This window comes from Vibrio sp. N418 (assembly GCF_000222565.1).
In the GTDB taxonomy this organism is placed as follows: domain Bacteria; phylum Pseudomonadota; class Gammaproteobacteria; order Enterobacterales; family Vibrionaceae; genus Vibrio; species Vibrio scophthalmi.
This window is the reverse complement of sequence record NZ_AFWD01000084.1, coordinates 57767-74359: the sequence shown is the minus strand read 5'-3', so window position 1 is coordinate 74359 and position 16593 is coordinate 57767. Positions and strand designations below refer to the sequence as shown.

15 protein-coding genes are annotated in these 16593 nt (G+C 41.7%); 4 read left to right on the top strand and 11 right to left on the bottom strand.

What is annotated here, in order from left to right; translation table 11 throughout:
* The first annotated feature begins 263 nt into the window (after positions 1 to 263).
* From artP to artM, 4 genes are read left to right on the top strand one after another with little or no spacing between them, the layout of a single operon-like run.
* Positions 264 to 992 (top strand): arginine ABC transporter ATP-binding protein ArtP, encoded by a 729-nt coding sequence (gene artP, locus RH86_RS17350; protein ID WP_009387593.1) that lies wholly within the window; start codon positions 264 to 266, stop codon positions 990 to 992.
* A gap of 58 nt (positions 993 to 1050) precedes the next feature.
* Positions 1051 to 1782, top strand: coding sequence for an arginine ABC transporter substrate-binding protein (locus tag RH86_RS17345; RefSeq protein WP_009387592.1), 732 nt, complete (start codon positions 1051 to 1053; stop codon positions 1780 to 1782).
* 1 nt (position 1783) lies between these two features.
* The gene (gene artQ / locus RH86_RS17340; RefSeq protein WP_009387591.1) at positions 1784 to 2473 is read left to right on the top strand and encodes an arginine ABC transporter permease ArtQ; all 690 of its coding nucleotides are present in this window, start codon (positions 1784 to 1786) and stop codon (positions 2471 to 2473) included.
* Positions 2470 to 3138 carry an arginine ABC transporter permease ArtM gene (artM, locus tag RH86_RS17335; protein ID WP_009387590.1) on the top strand — a complete coding sequence of 223 codons (669 nt, stop codon included), beginning with the start codon at positions 2470 to 2472 and terminating at the stop codon, positions 3136 to 3138. The genes artQ and artM overlap by 4 nt, the downstream gene beginning before the upstream one ends.
* A gap of 70 nt (positions 3139 to 3208) precedes the next feature.
* Here artM and RH86_RS17330 read toward each other — a convergent pair whose 3' ends face one another.
* The 11 genes from RH86_RS17330 to RH86_RS17280 all read right to left on the bottom strand — a co-directional run bounded on the left by RH86_RS17330 (position 3209) and on the right by RH86_RS17280 (position 16441).
* On the bottom strand, positions 3209 to 4747 hold the full coding sequence (locus RH86_RS17330; protein WP_223296365.1) for a methyl-accepting chemotaxis protein: 1539 nt from the start codon (positions 4745 to 4747) through the stop codon (positions 3209 to 3211).
* A gap of 168 nt (positions 4748 to 4915) precedes the next feature.
* Positions 4916 to 5182: a hypothetical protein gene (locus RH86_RS17325; protein WP_009387588.1), complete on the bottom strand. Its 267-nt coding sequence runs from the start codon at positions 5180 to 5182 to the stop codon at positions 4916 to 4918.
* Between the two features lie 167 nt (positions 5183 to 5349).
* The gene (locus RH86_RS17320; protein WP_009387587.1) at positions 5350 to 5802 is read right to left on the bottom strand and encodes a response regulator; all 453 of its coding nucleotides are present in this window, start codon (positions 5800 to 5802) and stop codon (positions 5350 to 5352) included.
* Between the two features lie 169 nt (positions 5803 to 5971).
* Positions 5972 to 7084 carry a hypothetical protein gene (locus RH86_RS17315; RefSeq protein ID WP_009387586.1) on the bottom strand — a complete coding sequence of 371 codons (1113 nt, stop codon included), beginning with the start codon at positions 7082 to 7084 and terminating at the stop codon, positions 5972 to 5974.
* A 1-nt stretch (position 7085) separates the two neighbouring features.
* Positions 7086 to 7601, bottom strand: a complete 516-nt coding sequence (locus RH86_RS17310; protein ID WP_139047680.1) for a hypothetical protein — start codon at positions 7599 to 7601, stop codon at positions 7086 to 7088.
* A gap of 36 nt (positions 7602 to 7637) precedes the next feature.
* On the bottom strand, positions 7638 to 8522 hold the full coding sequence (locus tag RH86_RS19995; RefSeq protein ID WP_009387584.1) for an OmpA family protein: 885 nt from the start codon (positions 8520 to 8522) through the stop codon (positions 7638 to 7640).
* A complete protein-coding gene (locus tag RH86_RS17300) occupies positions 8522 to 10957 on the bottom strand; it encodes a TcfC E-set like domain-containing protein (RefSeq protein WP_009387583.1) in 2436 nt (811 codons plus the stop codon). The genes RH86_RS19995 and RH86_RS17300 overlap by 1 nt, the downstream gene beginning before the upstream one ends.
* 21 nt (positions 10958 to 10978) lie before the next feature.
* On the bottom strand, positions 10979 to 11680 hold the full coding sequence (locus RH86_RS17295) for a hypothetical protein (RefSeq protein ID WP_139047679.1): 702 nt from the start codon (positions 11678 to 11680) through the stop codon (positions 10979 to 10981).
* 108 nt (positions 11681 to 11788) lie between these two features.
* Positions 11789 to 12361 (bottom strand): hypothetical protein, encoded by a 573-nt coding sequence (locus tag RH86_RS17290; protein WP_009387581.1) that lies wholly within the window; start codon positions 12359 to 12361, stop codon positions 11789 to 11791.
* A gap of 592 nt (positions 12362 to 12953) precedes the next feature.
* Positions 12954 to 13415 (bottom strand): methyltransferase family protein, encoded by a 462-nt coding sequence (locus RH86_RS17285; protein ID WP_009387580.1) that lies wholly within the window; start codon positions 13413 to 13415, stop codon positions 12954 to 12956.
* Complete coding sequence (locus tag RH86_RS17280; protein ID WP_009387579.1) at positions 13415 to 16441, bottom strand: FAD-binding and (Fe-S)-binding domain-containing protein; 3027 nt, start codon at positions 16439 to 16441, stop codon at positions 13415 to 13417. Before RH86_RS17280 ends, RH86_RS17285 begins: the two co-directional genes overlap by 1 nt.
* Between the last annotated feature and the right edge of the window lie 152 nt (positions 16442 to 16593).

Here is a 16593-nt window from a genome sequence, read left to right as displayed (position 1 = left end):
TCTCTCTCTCTCTCTCTTCTCTCTCTTCTCTTCTCTTCTCTTCTCTTCTCTAGATTCTCGCCCCTCACTTCTATTTATCTACTGCTAATTTTTCTTTTGCTTCGCTTTCAAATAACCCCCACTGTTGCATAGCGATATATCCTGCACCACTGGTCGATAATTATACAAAAAATTAACAAATCAAATTTTTATACATTTATATTGCATAATATCTCACTTGTAGTAGCATGAATGACATGTGGTAATTAATGCAGTATTTAAGCATGAGTATTCAAGTTAAGCAGATCAATAAATCATACGGTGACACGCAAGTTCTTCACGATGTCAGCTTTGAATGTCACAACGGTGAAACGCTTGTTTTGCTTGGCCCAAGTGGCGCAGGTAAAAGTTCACTTCTTAGAGTACTTAACCTACTTGAAACCGCTGACAATGGTCAGTTGTCCATTGCCAATCACAGTTTTGATTTCAATCAGCCGATTGAAGAAAAACAAGAGCGTCAGTTACGTCGTAAAGTCGGCATGGTATTTCAACAGTACAATTTGTGGCCACACATGACGGTGATGGAAAACCTAATTGAAGCCCCAGTTAAAGTCGTTGGCATTCCTGCTGAACAAGCAAAACAACAAGCACTTGAAGTGCTTACCACTTTAAAGCTTGCCGACAAAGCAGACACATGGCCAATGCAACTCTCTGGCGGCCAGCAACAACGTGTGGCGATTGCCAGAGCACTGATGATGAAGCCAGATGTATTGCTATTTGACGAACCCACCGCCGCGCTTGATCCTGAAATCACCAATCAAGTGGTGGAGATCATCAAGCAGCTGAGTACGACAGGCATTACTCAGGTAGTCGTAACACACGAAGTCGATTTTGCGAAAAAAATCGCCTCACACGTGCTCTATTTGGAACAAGGCCGCATTGTTGAACACGGCACTCATGATGTATTTACCCAACCACAAACTGAAAAGTTCGCGGACTACTTAAAACACTAATTATTCACGACGCTGCTCATTGACGGAGACAGCTTTTGTAATCTAGGAGTTATACAAAATGAAAAAAATTCTTCTTGCTTCGTTAATCGGTGTTGTTTCATCTCACGCACTTGCACAACAAGACATCAAGTTCGTTATGGAAGCAACTTACCCACCGTTTGAGTTCATGGATGAGAACAACCAAATTCAAGGTTTCGACGTCGATCTTGCTAACGCTCTATGTGACGAAATGAAAGCCAACTGTACTTTCCATAACCAAGCATTCGATAGCCTAATCCCTGCTCTTAAGTTCAAACGTTATGACGCCGCTATCTCTGCAATGGATATTACCGAAGCACGCTTAGAGCAAGTTAACTTCTCTAACGCATACTACGACAACTCTGCCGCTTTTATCTCGCTACAAGGTAAAGTTGCTGAGCAAGCCGATCTAAAAGGTAAGCGTGTTGGTGTGCAAAATGGTTCAACTCACCAAAGCTACCTTATTGAACAGATGCCTGGCGTAACCGCAGTACCATATTCAAGCTATCAAGATGCGTTTCTTGATATGAAAAATGGCCGTATCGACTCAGTCTTTGGTGATAACGCAGTGGTTGCAGAATGGTTTAAGCGCGATGACAACCTTGCCTATGTTGGCGACAACATCACGAATGCAAAATACTTTGGCAATGGCTTTGGTATCGCAGTCAATAAAGATAACCAAGCGCTAACGGACAAGTTAAACAGCGCACTAAAAGTGGTTATGGCAAACGGCGTGTACGAAGAAATCTACACCCAATACTTCGGGAAATAATATGCCATTAACGGGTTACACATTGTCGCTCGTTCAAGCAAGTTGGATGACTATCCAACTTGCTTGCACCAGCCTACTTGTTGGTCTTGTACTGGCCGTTCTATTTGCTAGTGGAGAGATGTCACGCCGGGTTGCACTAAGATGGCCAACAACCGCATTCGTAACCCTAGTGAGGGGGTTGCCAGAACTACTCGTTGTACTGTTTATCTACTTTGGCTCAACCCAAGTTTTGTTTTTACTGACAGGCGAATTTATTGAGATCAGCCCGTTTATCTCAGGCGTTGTCGCTCTGTCACTGATTTTTGCCTCTTACGCTTCTCAAACCATTCGTGGCGCGTTGAAAGCGGTAAATCGTGGTCAACGTGAAGCCGCATTAGCACTTGGTATGTCGCGTCTACATATCTTTTTCAAAATAGTACTGCCACAAGCCGTTCGTCATGCCCTACCGGGCCTTACCAACCAATGGCTGGTGCTGCTAAAAGACACGGCGTTAGTTTCTTTGATTGGCGTTACGGATCTACTTAAACAAGCTCAGTTAGCGTCAGCTTCCACTCATGAAGCCTTTACTTGGTATGCCACCGCAGCGGCCATTTATCTGGTGATCACTCTGATCACACAATACTTAGTGAAAACTCTCGATAACAAGTTTGCTATCAAAGGCATGAGTCGTATTCAAGGAGCAAAAGCATGAAAGCAGAATACCTTTGGCAACTCCTTGAAGGCTTAATGACCAGCTTCCAACTGACCATCGCGTCACTGCTGGTCGGTTGTATTTTGTCTTTACTGATGACGGTAACGCTGATTATGCGCACTCCGGTTATTCACTGGTTTAGCCGCGCCATCATCACACTCTTTACTGGGACACCCTTGTTAGTACAAATTTTCTTAGTCTACTACGGGCCAGGACAATTTGAATGGATTCGTGAAAGCATTTTTTGGGTCTGGTTGAGCCAACCTTGGTTTTGTGCCATGTTCGCGCTGGCGCTCAATACAGCCGCTTACAGTGCACAGCTGTTTAAAGGTGCGTTCAACACTATTCCAGAAGGACAATGGCAAGCCTGTAAAGCGCTTGGCATGGGTAAAGCCGCAAGTTTACGCGTATTGCTCCCTTATGCGTTACGTCGTGCTGTACCGGCTTATTCAAACGAAGTGATCTTAGTTTTCAAAGGCACATCGCTTGCAAGTACCATCACGATTATGGATTTGATGGGTTATGCGCAGCGTATCAATGCACAAACCTACGACACCCTGACTGTATTTGGCATCGCTGGAGCATTCTATTTGATGGTGAATGGCATATTAACCCTACTGTTCCGTCAACTAGAGAAAAAAGCCCTCGCCTTTGAAGCGGCATAAACAAAAAATCATAGCTCGCTATTTTTGATGCACACGCATAGGCTACTTCAGCTTATGCGTGTTCAAACCATCATGATTGACGACTAAAAGACAAACCTAAACTTCCTAGCTCTTCTGCTTGTTTTTCTAAATCGCTTGCCAGTTTCGCCACCATCTCAGATTGTACTAGATTTGCATTTGACGCTTCATTCACGCGAAAGATATTCGATCTTATTTCTTGAGAAACTAAACTCTGCTCTTCCGCTGAGGTCGAAGTTTGAATCGCTACGCCAGAAATATCAGTCATAATATTTGTAAGCATCGCTATCTTGTTTTCTGTTTCAAGGGTATTTTCTACGCATTCATGACTCGATTTTTCACTTAACCGTAACGTTTCAGCTAAACGCTTGAGCGTGTCTTGAATCCCATGCACCGAAGATTGTATTCTTTCCGTCGCCTGATGCGTTCGTAAACTTAAAGCTCGAACCTCGTCTGCAACCACAGCAAAGCCTCGACCTTGCTCTCCTGCTCGAGCAGCTTCAATTGCGGCGTTAAGAGCCAATAAGTTCGTCTGTTCTGCAACGCCCTGGATCTCTTGCATCACCGCACCAATCTTCTCGGCATCAGCAGCCAGTGTTGTCGCAACGTGAGACGATTCAGCGACATCCTCTGCAAGTTGCTCTACTTTACTTCGAGTCATTTCGATCGACGTAATTGCCGTTTGGCAATGGCCAGCAGCTGAGTCAACACGCTCTGACGTAATCACACTATTTTGTGCAATGTCCGCAATGGTTGTCGCCATCTCTTCCATTGCAACGGAAATTGAAGACAATTCCTGCGTTTCCAAACCGATATTGTCCTGAGCATCAAGTGAGCAACGCTTTAAGTCCATAACACTGCTTAGCAGAAGGTTGCTATTATCGACCGTTCTTCCAAGTATTGTTCTCACCCGTCCTTGCTCGATCTTGTAATGAAACTCTTGAGCACTGGTGTTGTCATCACAAAAAACTACCCTTGATACACTATCGTATTCTTTTGCCATTCGCTTTTCGTGTTTAGGCTTAATAAGTAACTCGCGACGATAGAGTACTGCAAGTAGTAGCGGATAAAACAACGTACTAATAGGGTTAATATATAGGGCAGCAAGATAAGTTAAAATAGCTGATAAAACAGCAAAGAACAGTTTGAATTTATGGTATTGACCCACAGCAATTTTGACGTTTTTACTGCGGTTTATTTTCTGGTAAAGTGCGATTGCTCGTTCTTTTTCAGCGTCACCTAAACGTACTCGAACTGACTGGTATCCTTCTAAACAACCATTTCTATAAATTGGACTGACAAACGCATCAACCCAGTAGAATCCACCAGACTTAGTTCTATTTTTTACCGCACCTCTCCATACCTCGCCTTGCTTTAAATGTGACCATAGATCATTAAACGCGGCTTTAGGCATGTCATCATGACGAACGATGTTATGAGGTTTCCCGACTAACTCATCCAAAGTAAACCCTGCCACGTCGCAAAATGCTTGGTTTGCGTAAGTAATAATACCTTGTGTATTGGTTGTTGATACAAGTTCTGCACCACTAGGAACGAATAACTCACCAGAATTCATATTAATATTATTCAATTTAGACCCACACTAATAATGACTAGCACATTCACGCTAGAGCTTTAAACAAACCAGTTTTATATCTAAGCGTGCAAACACACTAAACACCATATAATTACCAGATATAAATAGCACATCACATGAGAAGATGAAAAACTGATTATTACAAGGAAAAAAGAGTTAACTTCAAGCTAAATATAAATCTAATAAAGTGAGATATTGCCTCTTTAGATTTTCAAACTTTTCTCTTTCATCGTCATCGACCGTCATTTCACTTAGGCTGAATGACAACACGATCACTTTTTGCTCTTCTAAAAAAGATTGTATTGCTTCTAGATCATTAATTTTCTGCAAATTGACTCTCATTTCATCAAGTTTTTCCTGCATGAAATAATTCAAATAAGCTACAGCAATATCATTTATCTTATGTTGATTAATCGCGCTCACGGTCAATCTAAGCTCCTTTTTCAAATTGAGCACAGTTTTCATTCATAGGTGTTATGGACAGAGGTGCTTGCACTAATTCAGAACTTTCCAAGGGATATAATTCAACCAAATAAGCGTGGCATTCCATCGCTTTAACACACAACAAGCAATGAACGTTAACCACGCCAAAGCACTCACTCTGTTTTTGATGTATGTTCATTGCAACCAATACCTATGGCTTTCATATTATTTCGTTTGAGGTTTTTCACTATTCTCGATTTTACAAAGGCAACATCGAAAGGTTTAACCATATAATCATCCACGCAAGCATCAATACATCTATGAATGATATCTTTTGATGCTTCAGCCGATGCCATAATACAAACAGTCTGCGGTGTCACTACTCCATTACTCCTTAATAAGTTTATAAGGTCGACACCGTTATGACCGTTATCAAGATGGTAATCACAAATCATTAAATCATACTCTTGATTCACCAATTTAGAGCCATTCTCATAGCGATCGATAGTTTTGATTCTATCGGCTTTAAACCCCATGCTAATCAGAACGTCTTTCAAATACTGCAATATCAATCTAGAATCATCGACAATTAACACGCTTAATGTGGAAAAACAGAAAAAGTTCATCAAGCCTCTCAAACAAAAACAAAACTAGAAATACAACAAGAAATACAACAAGAAACAAAATAAAGATTAAAATTAAAGGTAAAAACAAAAACAAATCAAGACAAAAACCAAACTTATCATAGATATTTAAAAGAAAGTTTTCCACATACCCTCCAGCATTGGGGTCATATCAACCATTCAAATCTAGAGACACTGTAAACACAATAACATCTCTATAATCACCTGCATGATCAAAACCATCACTGTCAAATCTAAATTCAATAACTCCTGGTAAAGAATCTTTAAATGGAGCTTGTAAAACTACCTCGCCTCCATTCATATTGATCAGACTATTACTTGATGAATATGCATCAAAAATATAAACGTCATAATCCAAATACTTGTCCGTGTCACTATTATAGAGAGATAACTTTCCATTTTGAGAATTGTGACTAACTACAGAAAGATTAAACTTTTGCTCTCGATTAAAAGAACCCATTACTTCAAATTCAGAAAACGCCACCCCATAATAACCTCGTTCGCTCTTGGAAACATCAAAACCAACAACACCTGATGGTAATTTTAGTTCTGTAACTGTATTAATTATCTCTAACGTTATATTATATATTTGCCGTTGAACAGCTCCTTGGCTATAGTATATATAGTCAATTGACTTGGGTGGCAGAATACCCGTATATACTCCATTTGGATAACCACTTAACAGTTCCAAGTTAAACTTAAATGCCCTTTCAATATAGCCTACATCTTCTGGCCCTAATGTTCCGGCCGTACGCAGACGTGCAGATGAGATAGTACTTCGACATCCTAGTCCAAATGTATCTCGATCTTGAATGTACCATGGTTTTGATTTATAAGAACCCGCTATATTAGCGCAGGAACTTGAACCTACGTCCCCTCCCCAATCTGACGCTTGATTATTTGGGAATTCTGAACGCTTAATTGCAGTCTCAACGGTAATAGTATCTTTACCGTTAGATAATATTACCGTTTTAGCTCTTAAATGCGAATCTTGCCGATGAAATATCTCTCTTCGATCATATGACATACCAATTAAATTATCTCGAACATGTCGAAATAAAACTACGCCATCACTTCCAAGCTCGTATGACAAGAGACTTGGCTCGCCAATAAAGTCATATAACGTTTTAGTTACAGGGTTGTATTTCAAAGATATGTTATAATTTGCATCAGGAGTAACACCATTATGTCCTGTCGCCTGAGAAAAACATGGCAACATAAAACAAATAGACAACGCAAATACTCTAAAATTTATTTTTTTCATATTAATATACGCTCTCTTGAATTAAGACCGACACCCTCCCTACGCATGACTTCATTTTTTCGTTTGATATGACGGGACTTTTCAATCCAATGTATATGTCAGAATAATAATTATTATTGGACAAATACCATAAACCTGAACCATCTAAATCAATACTCCCTGAAATAACAAGTTCGCCATTTACATCAACATCCATGAACAACTCTTCCGAATAATTTTCTCCAAAGCATGATAATGAATTATAAACAATAGAAACACCATACCCTCCTGGAATTGTTCCTGAAGGTAAAGTTGATCGAACGTAATAAAATACATCATCAAATTTACTAGAAGAAAAATTGTATTTAAGCTGTCTATGGCTTCCATCAAGTATATAACTATTGATATTTCCGAATTCAGAGTTAGCTGGAATTCTAGCAAGTAGAGATAATTGCCCTTGAACAGATAGAGTCTGTGCCGACGCACTAGATACCATGAACATAGCAATAAGCATTTGCATACACATTTGATTTTTCAAGTAATAATACCTTTATAGGTACAAGTTTAAAGCCGGCTAATCTTTATAAACATCTACTCGTCTTTGCAACGCGTTATTTGTGCGCGTCTTTTCCTCGCTCGCTTCCGCTTCACCTCGGCTACAGGCAAGTACTGCCGCCTCGTGCACACCATTCTCTTGCAAGACTTGTTTGACAAATTCCGCTCTTTTTAACCCCAGTTTCTGGTTGTAATCCGAACTACCTAAGCTATCCGTACGGCCTATTACGGTATAACGCGTGCCATCCAATGCTTGTATGAGAGCGATGTCCTGCCTAGAGATATCGCTAGTCGCACTATCATGAGCAAAATAAAACGATCGAATAAATATCCCTGATTCACAACCCTCCACTGGCATATCGACTTTCTTCATTTCAGGTAACGCTTCTACAGGTCTTATTGCTTCTCCTGCGATCAATAGGCTGTCTGATTTACCATGATTAAAGGGCTTAACAATGACTCCAAGTTGGATACTGGGCTCCAATAGTTCTGAGAACTCCTGTGTTACTGGGTAACGATAACCAACCGATGTCGCCACATAAGGTGACCAGTCGTAACGAACACCAATTCCCAAGAGCGGCTCAAAGACCACCTCTTCAATATCGTCGCCATTTAACCAAAATGTTGAACCCACACTGCCAACCAACGAGAGTGAATGGGTAAGATAGAACTGCCTATCCACCATCAAAGAGAGTTGTTTCGCAACGTCACTGCTTTGATAATCAACATAGCCCGTAGCTAACTCGTCAAATTGCACTCCCACGGCCCACTGTCCACCCCAGACATCTTGGCTAGAAAAAGAACCTATCCCTATCGTTGGAGTCGGGATAGGGGGCTTGGCCTCTAAAGTAAAGGAGGCAATAACGAGTAACATTGGGTAAATCTTAATTGCTATTTTTTCCATCACTGTACACTTATTCCTGCTAGCGGCTCACTTTGACACACGCCGATATTGGTTTTTCCCTGCTCTACTTGGCCGGTAAAACACATCTCCCCATAGCGATGAATCGCAAACTGGCGTCCAGGCTTCACCCGAAACTTTAAAACCTTATCGTTAACATCACTGCTGTTTACGCATGCTCGCCCGGTACAGACTATTCCGTCGGTATCTAGGCTATTACTCACAATCAACACATTCCCTATCGGTTGTTGTTTCACATTAAGATAATGAATCTTACCTGGCAGCATATTGACGGTGGTGTTTCTCTCCATGTCTGCCGATTCCAAGGCAAATTCATCATTATCAAACTGATAATCAACCACCACTTGACTATAGGGTTTCATCTCTATCAAAGTGTGATTCGCAATCGCTTGTGTCACTTTTCGGCCTGAGACCTTATCGTGTATTTTGACTTTACCTTCTAGCGCCTCATCAAGGCCGTTCACTTCAATCGCACTGGTACTGCCTGAGCGTGTTTCTTTAAAATAAGCTCGGTTCGCCGTCACATAGGCAGTGGTCGAAAATGAACCGTTGTAGGTAACCATCCCCTCTTTTTGTCGGCGGATACCCGCTGAACTGTTAAAAGCATCATGACGATAAGAGCCATTAACATACGCATCTATTCCATTGTGTTGCTGAGAAGATAAGTCCTCATCCTTCATGTAACGATGCGAAACACCGCCATTGAACGACAACTCATCATTCAAACGAACATTCGTTGATAGCTGATTATTAAATTCGCCTCGACCATTATTTTGGGTATAGGTGCCGCTATAGTGCGTTTGCGTGCTCAATGGAATAGACAACCCAAAATTGACGTTATTTTGATTGTCATTACCACTGTATGAAGCATATAAACTCACCCCATTACGAAACGAGTAGTTTGCGTTCACGTTGTAACTGAGATAGTCGTCTTCTCCCAATTCGTTATAACTTGCACTTAACCCTAGACTAAACAGACCAAAGCTCTGATTCATCCCACCAGAAATTAATAAGCTATCTTGGTTACCGAGATAACTCTCTTGTCGCGCGTCATTCACATCGGTGTTCGTTAGTGATAAGTTAAAGAGATTAGAATACACATCGGCATTAATACGGCTCGCTCGCTGACCCAAGGAATACTTTACGCTTAAGCGATAATCATCGATGTTAGCGTAATACCCAACCCCAGCGAACCACTCCTCTTCCACCAAAGAAACGCTACCTATTGCACTGTGTTGCTGAAAAAGCGGAACGCTCAAGCCTGCATCAAAAACCAAACTATCTTTATCATCGGTATTAGGCTGCTCTTTCGCACCAAGTCGACCGTAGAAAGAGCGTTCGCTTGCATCAAACGCATCGCTATTTGAAACAAAATTATTGCCACTGAACACAACATCATCGTTGTTGGTGACCTCATACTCCACCGCATAGTTACCATAAGGTAACGCTGAATATGGAATACGGTTTCTACCCGCAAGAATATTACTTTGATAAATCAACTCTCGCTGAGGGTTATAGACTGACAGTACCCCCTCAGACGGAGAGAAAAAATCCACACTCCGCGCAGCAAAATTCTTAATCTCAAGCCGTTTTTGATTGGAAATCTCCGCCCCTACAAAGCGTTCATTCATTAAGCTATTTTGCCCCGCAACACCCAATCGCCCGGCATTAGCTATAATCCCCGCAGTAGCGGAATAATGAGCCGCATCATAGTTGTAGTTAAATTGACCAATATCTTGAGAATAATCACTCGCATTAAAGTCATAGCGTAAGTAACCATCGCCTAACCCATAGGTATTCTCGGACCGCAAGAAGTAGGAAAAATCGTCTGTATAGGAAAAACTGCCATACCAACTGCTCACCAACAGGCTTTCATCAACGCTTTCTAGCACTATCTTCTGCTCTGTGGTGGCAAACTGCTCACTAGGAATAAATAATCGTAAACTGCTGTTATAGAAATCAACGATCGTCGTGAACTCAGGGGCAAATATCAAACAATCGGACTTTTTACCTTTGCATTCACGAGAGCCATTAACTCCCCGCGTTAGTTCGTTCACCAAGCCTGCAATCTCTGATCCTTTAACCCCGACAACTTTAAGATAGCGTTGTAATTTTTCCGCTTCACTTTTCTCTATTTGTGCTTTAAAAAAAGACAGTTTGCCAGCCAATTGAATTGGCGCCTCAGAAGCACCAACCACTGACAAAGTAATTTCTTTATCGTCCAGCTCAAAGAAACCAACATAGTTTTGATTGGCATTCGCGACCAAAGCGATATTGCTATATCGCTTATCAATGGTAGCTAAACTGGCCAGTGTCTGAGTGTTCTCTCGAGCGACTAATATTTCATCTTGACTGTAGGCTTTCGCTGCCATCATCAAAAAATAGACACAAAGAGATAGTGTGACTACGTAATTCATTTATCTCGTTCATTTATTTCACTAAAGTTTTATCGTCTCTTTTATTAGATACCTATCATATGGATCGCGAATTGAAATATTGGCAACTCCATTTTTAAACTCTAATAAATCAAGCACCTTCTCTTTACCACTTAAAACGAATTCAGAACCTTTACACTCCGTGCCTTTTTTAAATTCCGTGTCGCACAAATTGATATTAAAAATCGCCACACTATCTGATGGATTACTCAACACATATCCATCGTCAGTCTTTAGCACACTTGGCTTGCCTTTTAAGGTTCCATCTTTAGCGATAATCATCCAGACTCGATAACCAATAAGGATACTCATTTTCTGCCCTACCTGACCGTCATCAAGTACTGATTCAGGCATAACATCAATGGCGATGACACGGTCTGTTGTCGAGCTTTTATTGAGCTGTTTTGCTAGGTGCTGAATTTCAATAACAATTTCTTCTTCTGGCTCAACTAAAAATTCATTTCTTTCGACATAAACAGGCCAATTTTGAAACTCTTCTGGTTTAAATACTTCGACCTCCTTAGCGGCATTCATCTCAGACAGGGTTACTTTTAAAAAGACCGGGTGCGATGCGGGGTTAGTAATTTTTATCTCCGACTTCAGATCGCTTTTATTCGGAATAATCACCATTTTATCGACGGTAATGGCGTAGCTTGAAATAGGAAAAAATAATAGGAAACTCAATATAAAAGCGTAAAATCGCACAACTGCCACCACATTAATGAAATTAAAATAAAGTATGAATGAATTGAAAAGCAAAACTTTATTCTCTGAGCATTGACTTTAATTCAGTCAATGCTCAGGAAATCTCTATTAACCTGTAATGTCAGCAGAGAAGCGGATCGGAGCCGTCACGGTTATCGAACCCCCATCCACACTACGCGCTTCCGTTGGGATCTCAACCACTGTCGATAGTATTAATTCATGGGCAACTGCAGCACTTGGTGATGCCACATCGACAGAAGAGCCTGCACTGAGAGCTACACCATTAATACTAACGACAGTGGTGACTGTAGTCACTTCAGAAGACTTTATCGCGGTTCCAGCAATGCTCGGATTTGCAATCAATTGCGCCGTTATTTTTGATGAGCCTGTAAATGACCCTGTAATGGGTTTTATATAAAACGATTCAGATGCTGAAGTAAGCTCAAGCCCGTCCGCTGTATCTGCTGAGCTAAATGAGATTGCTGACGGGGGAACATAAAGCGTGGTTCCATCGGCTTCCGTAAACTTCCAGCCATCACCTGCAACAGGTAAGGCTGGAATTGTGCCACTAAAAGTGAAAGAAAGATTACCATTAGTTGCAGCGGCTGTTGCATTAACAGAATAAAGACCAGAGCTTAATATAAATGTCGATACTAGAACTGATAAGTTTATTTTTTTCATATGTTAGTTCCTAATTTGGCTGTTATTAGCTATGAAAATACATATTAATTATTTGTCGTATTTTTGGTGACACTCACCGCAAATATTCAGAGCTATAGCTCCACACCAAATAAATTTACGCATTCATTGATTTTCATCAAGAATATTATTTGAAGCGAATAAAAACGAACCAGATTAATTGACATAACGAATAACAAAATCGATCGATCAGTTTTTTTGATCTTTACGATCACATCGATAGATCGCAGTGATCGACACGATCGATAACTTCTATTTGTAAATTTGTTTTAATTCACTTAGTTATAATCACAAGCATCGAAAAATGTTAACTTCGTACAAAGAACGAGCGAAATTCGGCATGATGAAACAATCATGGTCATACCAGAGTGAAACGTGATGTATATCTAATTTTTTTACTTAGTGATTCCTCCTTCATCACCAGAAACTCAAGTTTTTATATGGTCAAAGTTGCGCATTAGCGCAACGTATTGAAGTGTAAAGAAGGCTGCTATTGAGTAAAACTCATCATAGAGAAACAAAAAAAGGGAAGATAAACATCGTTCATCTTCCCTTTTCCTTTCAATCACATTGTTTAGATCCAGCGCCTAACCTTTTGCTTGTAGTCTAAGTATTCTGCGCCAAATAGACTTTCCAACGCCCTCTCTTCTGGGCGAATTTGGAAACGGTTCATATAGAATACAAAGCCGAACGGAAGAAATAAGCAGATGAGGTTTTGTTGCCAGTAGCCAATACCCAACAATAAGATCAACAGAGCCAAGTACATTGGATTGCGTGTATAAGCAAATACGCCACTATCAACAACGCTCGTGGCGGTGTGGACTTTAACTGGGTTAACGGTGGTTTTAGCTTTGCGGAATTCATAAACGCCCGCAATACCGATAACCCCTGCCAAAATAACAGCCAACACCAACACCACATTGGTAAAAGGCAGTGCAAGCGCGAAACTCAGCAGCACTTGGTCTAACCTAATCATCACCATGATAAATAAGATAAACAATGCCACTGGGGGAATTTTTCGCTCTAGTATCTCCATTAAACGATCTCTAACAAGGCTTGCAATGGGTGTTTTGTTTTCACATGTTCAAAGCGCTTTACTTGGCTGCGACAAGAGTAACCCGTTACCAAGCAACGATCTGCTGGAAGCGCTTCCAAACGAGGTTTCCAACTTAAAGCAAAAATATCCTTCGACATTTCCAGCTTATCCACTTCATGACCAAAAGTACCAGCCATACCACAACATCCAACAGGCACTGTATTGAGCTTAGCCCCAAAGTGGTTAAATATCGCGCCCCATTCTTTCTCAGCATTCGGCAGCTTTGTTTTCTCAGTACAATGCGCCAATAAATGCCAAGGCTGGGCGTCACCTGAACCAGTATCAAACTCACTCAGACGTGGCAACATCCATTCATGCACTGTCAGAACATCAAACTCACCACGCTTATCACCCAGAATTTCGTTATATTCATCGCGGTAACAAAGCACCAATGCCGGATCAACACCCACCATTGGAATGCTCAAATCGGCCACTTGTTCTAAAAACATCGCAGTACTTTTGGCATTGCGAGCAAACTGAGCTAAGAAGCCCTTAATATGCTGCGCTTTACCGTTTGGTTTGAATGGCAGTAACACAGGCGTTTTGCCCAGCTTAATCACCAGTTGAACAAAGTCATCCACCACATCTGCATCGTAGTAACTGGTAAATGGATCTTGCACGATCAGCACATGATTGGCTTTATCTTCACTCGACATCGCCGCCAACGCCTGAATATCAAACGCTTTTAACTGTGTAACTCGTTTCGCCAGCGTAGGAATAGAAAGGAGTGGTGCATCAACATAGCCAACCGTTGAAGCAGTTAAACTTTGTACCCACTTTTGCTTGAGTACGCCGTTGACCAATTTTGGTGCTTTCGCCATCAAAGGCAACATGGTTTCAATATTGGCGACCAAATAATCTTTAGCTGGTCGCTGGTAGCGACTGTAATAGATGTTTAAGAAACGCGAACGGAAGCTTGGTACATCTACCTTTATTGGGCATTGACTCGCGCACGCTTTACAGGCCAAACAACCATTCATTGCTTCATAAACTTCATGAGAGAAGTCGTATTGGTGGCGTTTATTAAAGCTATTACGCACACGATCAAGCAGCGTTTTTACACTGGCTGACTCAAGTGATTGCTTTTCGAGATCAAGGATATCAATGCCTTGCTCTGTTAATTGACGCAGCCATTCACGTACCAAACCCGCTCGGCCTTTTGGTGAATGACGACGATCCGCAGTCACTTTCATTGATGGGCACATTGGCGAAGCGGTATCGTAGTTGAAGCACAAGCCGTTACCATTACACTCCATTGCTTGTTTAAAACTATCACGCACTTTGACATCAATTTGGCGATCGTAGAAACCGCGTTTGGTGTCAGACACTTTTACCAACTGTTCGTGGCTTTCAAGCGGTGTACAGATCTTGCCTGGGTTCATCTTATTATGTGGGTCAAAGGCAGATTTCACGCGGCGAAGCTCAGTGAATAGCGCTTCTCCAAAGAATTCTGGCCCATATTCAGACCGGAAGCCCTTGCCGTGCTCCCCCCACATTAAACCGCCATATTTGGCCACCAGCTTAACCACTTGATCGGAGATCTCATGCATCAATTTCTCTTGCAATGGATCACACATATCGAGCGCTGGACGAACATGCAATACCCCAGCATCAACATGACCAAACATGCCGTAGTTAAGCTGTTTTTCATCTAATAGTTGGCGAAATTCATCGATAAAATCCGCCAGATTTTCTGGTGGAACACAGGTATCCTCGGCAAAAGCGACTGGTTTGGCTCGGCCTTTTGCTGCGCCAAGCAAGCCCACGGCTTTTTTGCGCATATTGTAAATTTTGCCAATGCTGGCAACATCATTCACTACTTGGTAGCCAATAATGCCCGCTTCCTCATTGACCAACATTTCGTCAAGACGTGCCGTTAGCGCACTGAGTTGCCCTTCTACTTCCGTAATATCTTGGCCCGCAAATTCGACCATATTGATGCCCAGCATCTCTTTATCTGGTACATCAGTAATTAAGTCGCTGACGGTATGCCAAACAATGTCTTCTTTCGCCAGGTTAAGGACTTTTGAATCGACCGTTTCGACCGACAACGCTTGCGCATCCACCATAAATGGCGCATTACGCAGTGCAGAGTCAAAGCTGTTGTACTTCACATTGACTAAGATTCGCGCTTTAGGAATTTTGGTAAGATTTAGCTTGGCTTCGGTAATAAACGCCAACGAACCTTCAGCGCCACATAGCACGCGAGTTAGATCGAATTGGTTGCTACTTTCATCGATCGCATTTTTTAAATCGTAGCCCGTCAAAAAACGGTTTAATGGTGGGAATTTCGCCACGATGTCTGCGCGTTTATCACGACACACTTGCTCGGTCACTTGTAGAGCATGAGCGGCATAAGTATGTTGATTCGGTAGGCCGTTAGATAAATCAGATTCTAAAATGGAGCCATCGGCAAACACGGCTTGCAATGACAGAACGTGATCAGAGGTTTTACCGTACTTTAATGAGCCTTGTCCCGACGCGTCGGTGTTAATCATGCCGCCAAGCGTGGCACGATTACTGGTTGATAGATCGGGGGAGAAGAAGTAACCAAATGGGCGAACCGCATCATTTAGCTGATCTTTGACAACACCAGTTTGGACACGCACCCAACCTTCTTGTTCATTAATCTCGAGCACTTTATTCATGTGGCGAGAAAGATCCACCACCACGCCTTGAGTTAATGATTGACCGTTGGTACCTGTGCCGCCGCCACGAGGAGAAAATTTCACTCGCTCATAAACGGGCTTGATACTGATTTGACCAATCAGTGCCACATCTTCAGTGGATTTAGGGTGAACAATCGCTTGTGGTAGTAATTGATAGACACTGTTGTCTGTCGCTACAGCTAAACGGCTAGCGTATTGCGTTTCGATATCACCGGTGAATCCTGCCGCTTTTAGTTCTTCTAGAAAACTAAGCACAACATGATCAACATCCGGTTGAGAATGAAGTCTTGGTAACATTGCTTCCTGCCCCTACTACGCTGATCCATTCAGCATTGGGTTGTTATTCTTTGAGTTTGGTCACTTTACAACATTTAAAAGCGTGATCAAAACAGATTTGCAATGCCAAAATGTAATTTGTATCTAAGAATCAACGAGATTAAGCTAGTAGA

What these genes read in the sequence shown, in the direction of transcription:
- RH86_RS17345 (WP_009387592.1), top strand. Translation starts at nt 1,051, where the DNA reads ATGAAAAAAATTCTTCTTGCTTCGTTAATCGGTGTTGTTTCATCTCAC.
- RH86_RS19995 (WP_009387584.1), bottom strand. Translation starts at nt 8,522, where the DNA reads ATGGAAAAAATAGCAATTAAGATTTACCCAATGTTACTCGTTATTGCC.
- artP (WP_009387593.1), top strand. Translation starts at nt 264, where the DNA reads ATGAGTATTCAAGTTAAGCAGATCAATAAATCATACGGTGACACGCAA.
- artM (WP_009387590.1), top strand. Translation starts at nt 2,470, where the DNA reads ATGAAAGCAGAATACCTTTGGCAACTCCTTGAAGGCTTAATGACCAGC.
- RH86_RS17280 (WP_009387579.1), bottom strand. Translation starts at nt 16,441, where the DNA reads ATGTTACCAAGACTTCATTCTCAACCGGATGTTGATCATGTTGTGCTT.
- RH86_RS17285 (WP_009387580.1), bottom strand. Translation starts at nt 13,415, where the DNA reads ATGGAGATACTAGAGCGAAAAATTCCCCCAGTGGCATTGTTTATCTTA.
- RH86_RS17300 (WP_009387583.1), bottom strand. Translation starts at nt 10,957, where the DNA reads ATGAATTACGTAGTCACACTATCTCTTTGTGTCTATTTTTTGATGATG.
- RH86_RS17290 (WP_009387581.1), bottom strand. Translation starts at nt 12,361, where the DNA reads ATGAAAAAAATAAACTTATCAGTTCTAGTATCGACATTTATATTAAGC.
- RH86_RS17315 (WP_009387586.1), bottom strand. Translation starts at nt 7,084, where the DNA reads ATGAAAAAAATAAATTTTAGAGTATTTGCGTTGTCTATTTGTTTTATG.
- RH86_RS17320 (WP_009387587.1), bottom strand. Translation starts at nt 5,802, where the DNA reads ATGAACTTTTTCTGTTTTTCCACATTAAGCGTGTTAATTGTCGATGAT.
- artQ (WP_009387591.1), top strand. Translation starts at nt 1,784, where the DNA reads ATGCCATTAACGGGTTACACATTGTCGCTCGTTCAAGCAAGTTGGATG.